The sequence below is a fragment of the Carnobacterium sp. genome, from assembly GCF_049673005.1.
Taxonomy (GTDB): Bacteria; Bacillota; Bacilli; order Lactobacillales; family Carnobacteriaceae; genus Carnobacterium_A.
On the sequence record NZ_JBATXB010000130.1, the window covers coordinates 1 to 3,509 of the forward strand.

The window sequence follows — 3,509 nt, forward strand, 5'->3', positions numbered from 1 at the left end:
GTAGCAACCAATGGTTGCTACCATGTAAACCACCACGTTCTTTTAGTTTTAATAGATTAAATAGATAATAAGATTAGGAATTAGTCAGTGAGGAGATTAACTATGGGAGATATCATAATGAAAAAAATAACTAAAAGAAGTTGTTATCAGGTTGTATCGATTCTTATTTTTTGTGGGGCTATTTTGGCTGTATTAAATACAGAACTTATTTTTGGCTATTTTTTAATTATTCTAGGTTATTATCTCCTGAGAAAATCAGACTCAAAAAACTAAAGAACCGAATGAATCATGGCTATCGAATAATAGATAAACTTTATAAACAAATGAATGGAGGTTTTTTTTTGATATATATTATAACTACTTCTGTTTTATCGCTCCTTATTTTAGGTAAACTGATGGGCATACTTAATATTTTATTGGGTAGATATACCTCTCCTTTTGTAAGCTACTTTACGGTAACGCCTATTGACTCCTATCAAATCAACGATCTAACTAAAGAAAAACAAACTAAATTTAAATTTTTAGCTATCTTAAGCGAAATGATAGACATCTTTATTTCTATCATTCTAATCCTAATTCTCTCAAAAGTAGAAACAGAAGTGATCCTACTCTTTGCCTTTATTCTCTATGCAAATGGCACTTTTTTTTCTAACTATATGGAAAAAAAGTTACGACTTAACTATTAATTAGATTACGGGAAACTGCAGCATGAGAATAGACTACATTAGAAAATTAGACAAAACAGCAGTTGCATAATAATAGATTCAAAGTAAGAGTGGTTGTAACTAAAAACAAACCGAAGTAATTAGTTAGGTTTGAGGTGAGATTATGTTTAATAAATATAAAATATTTACAGAAAAACACTCGTATGCTTATGTCATATTACTAATGATATTTACTAGTTTTATTGGTATTTCAATAGAGTATCTAGTAAGTAAAGACTTTATTGGTGCAGGACTATATAGCTCTCTAGGGATGACTTTAATTGAAATTTTAAAAGTCAGAAGAAAAAATAATCATTAAAAACTAAAGAGAAAAAGGTGATATCATGCAAAAAAGAACTATAAAAATAATTTTAGCTGCTGTAATAATTATTATGCTGTTTTTTGCAATTATTGGAATCATGACTTTTAATATATGAAAAAATCTGAGTTAACATAAAACCGTTTATGCTAAATTGGATTACCTGTACTTGCTGTAACAGGATTACTGACTTCAGCCCAATGGACTAAATTAGGAAATGCTCCAGGAACTGCAGTTGCAAAAAAATGGGATACAAACGGGAATGGCTAGGTAGAATTTTATATGAGCAAAGGGTATAATGCAGCAGGAAAACATGTTGCGACTAAATACAAAACGAAGTAGCTATATAGGTTAGAGGTGATTTTATGTTTAAAAAATATAAACTTGAAAATGAAACGAACAAATTAGTAAAGTTTTTTTCAATAGGGATGAAACAAAAAGTAAATTTGAGTATTATTGAAATTGTAAATTCTGATTTTATTATCTTAGACGAACCAACACTTGGATTAGATATATCTTCAATAATTTTTTTAAAAGAAATATTGTTAAATTTAAAAAAAGAAGGTAAGACTATTCTTATAACTAGTCATAATACAAAATTTTGTGAGGATTTAGCAGATAATATATATTTAATATTTAATAAGAATATTAAACGATTAGATTATATTAATGGTTGTAGTTTAGAACAATTATTCATTACAGAGATTGGGAGGATAGAATATGAATATTGAAAATTACATCCGTATAGGTACACTTTTATTTTTACTGTTTCTCTTTTTATGTATTATAATGATCAGTTATATAGGACAAAAAAAAGAAATCATAAGTAAAAAAAAGGGGGCCCTTTTAATAATAAGTACCTCAATCATCTTTTCTTTACTATACTTCCTATTTATTTACATCGTTGATAAATTCAAATAAGAAGTAATAACAAATAGTAATTGATAACACGTTATAAACTTTATTCTATCAATTCATAATAAAAGGAAGTAGCTTATTATGACATTCTGGCAATGGCTTACTGGCGGAGGGGCATCAGGTGGTTGTGTTTTTACTTGTAGATGGTAATAACTAGGTAGACATAAACCCCATTAACCCAAGTCGCCCCACTACCAATAATGACAGTGGGGCGACTTGAGTTAATGTATTTTATGTTAAGTAAGTAGATTAGTATATAAATTAATCAAATACAAAAGTGATAATATTTTATTTAAATCCTGTAATAATACCTTTTATATATTTAATAGTAAGGTAAGTAAAGTATATAACTACTAAAATTGTAATTGCATAAATCCATAACTGATCATAATTCATTATTTTCTGAAAGGAAATTATGACTAATATAATTGGTAATGGAAAAATTAATAAGACAATTATTATTCTAATTAGTTTATTTTTTTCCTCATTTTTTAAATAATCTAAAAAATAGTCGAAAAATATAGCTGTTATAACATCCAAAAAAGCTTCTACCATATAGAATTGCACCTACTTTTTATAAGTTTAAATGGTAATGTAACCATCCTTTTTACTATCACTTTTTTTATCTAGCCAATTAGCTATCTGCATACCTGGTTGCAATACATTTTTAACAATTGTGTTTATAATAACTGTTATCCCTGAGACCTTTTTCACTCCAAAAATAGCAAGTTTTTGAACTACAATTTTATAAAGTCTATCCTTAACAAATTTCACACCATGTTTTTTTAGCATAGCTTTTATACCTGCGCTCGCAGCTCCTCCAAAAGCCAAACTAATTGCTATGTCTAAACCTGTTCCAACCGTACTAGTTTTCAAACGCATTGCTGCAGCTCTTAATTGAGCCATTTCATTAGGCGTTACTTCACCCTTATCAAGAGCTACATAATATTCTGCAAGAGCTCTTAAGTCACTTTCTGAAGCCTCAGGGTGATTATTCATAGTTTCTGCTATAGCTAGATTAATTCTCTCTTTTTCTTCTTGTTCTGTTTCATCAGAAAAGTTATTTTCAATTCCTTCAATATCAATATTAACTGACTCTTGGTCCAAATATTCATTAGCTGAAACCTTTACGGTTGGTGCTATTATTCCTACTAACATAATCCCGCAAATTATACTTATAAACAATTTTTTTAATTTCATAAATTAAATCCTCCCTGTCTTTTTTATGTTGTTTTGTTTAGGTTAAAGTATTTCCTAATACCATTACCTTGATACGATCCTCCTTGTCTCAATAAAGTTAATTATTACAAATCTCCTTTATAAAGTAACGCACGTAACGGTTTACAAGATAGCAACCATTAGTTTCTAGGAGAGTAATTAAGCTGATTTTAATCTTCCAAGTCTGATTTTCTAAGTACAATATATCCTAAAATAATTAGACTGTATCCAAATCCAATATTTTGTTTTAATAAAGAAAAAATAGCTCCAATAAAAATAAGAATAGATAAAAATTGATAACCGTTTCTTTTATTTATTTTTTTCATTATGATATCTCCCATAACCATTCT

General features: G+C 28.0%; 4 protein-coding genes. 2 read left to right on the forward strand and 2 right to left on the reverse strand.

What is annotated here, in order from left to right; all coding sequences use genetic code 11:
- Positions 1-341: 341 nt before the first annotated feature.
- Both WBF61_RS09910 and WBF61_RS09915 read left to right on the forward strand, forming a co-directional pair.
- Entirely contained in the window at positions 342-686 is a 345-nt protein-coding gene (locus WBF61_RS09910; protein WP_424256128.1) for a hypothetical protein, read from the forward strand.
- 702 nt (positions 687-1,388) lie between these two features.
- A complete protein-coding gene (locus WBF61_RS09915) occupies positions 1,389-1,754 on the forward strand; it encodes a hypothetical protein (RefSeq protein WP_424256129.1) in 366 nt (121 codons plus the stop codon).
- Positions 1,755-2,523: 769 nt separating this feature from the next.
- Here the strand turns inward: WBF61_RS09915 and WBF61_RS09920 are convergent.
- Both WBF61_RS09920 and WBF61_RS09925 read right to left on the reverse strand, forming a co-directional pair.
- Positions 2,524-3,141: a hypothetical protein gene (locus WBF61_RS09920; protein WP_424256131.1), complete on the reverse strand. Its 618-nt coding sequence runs from the start codon at positions 3,139-3,141 to the stop codon at positions 2,524-2,526.
- A gap of 188 nt (positions 3,142-3,329) precedes the next feature.
- Positions 3,330-3,509 (reverse strand): hypothetical protein (locus WBF61_RS09925; protein ID WP_424256132.1); only part of this gene is annotated, 180 nt, incomplete at its 5' end.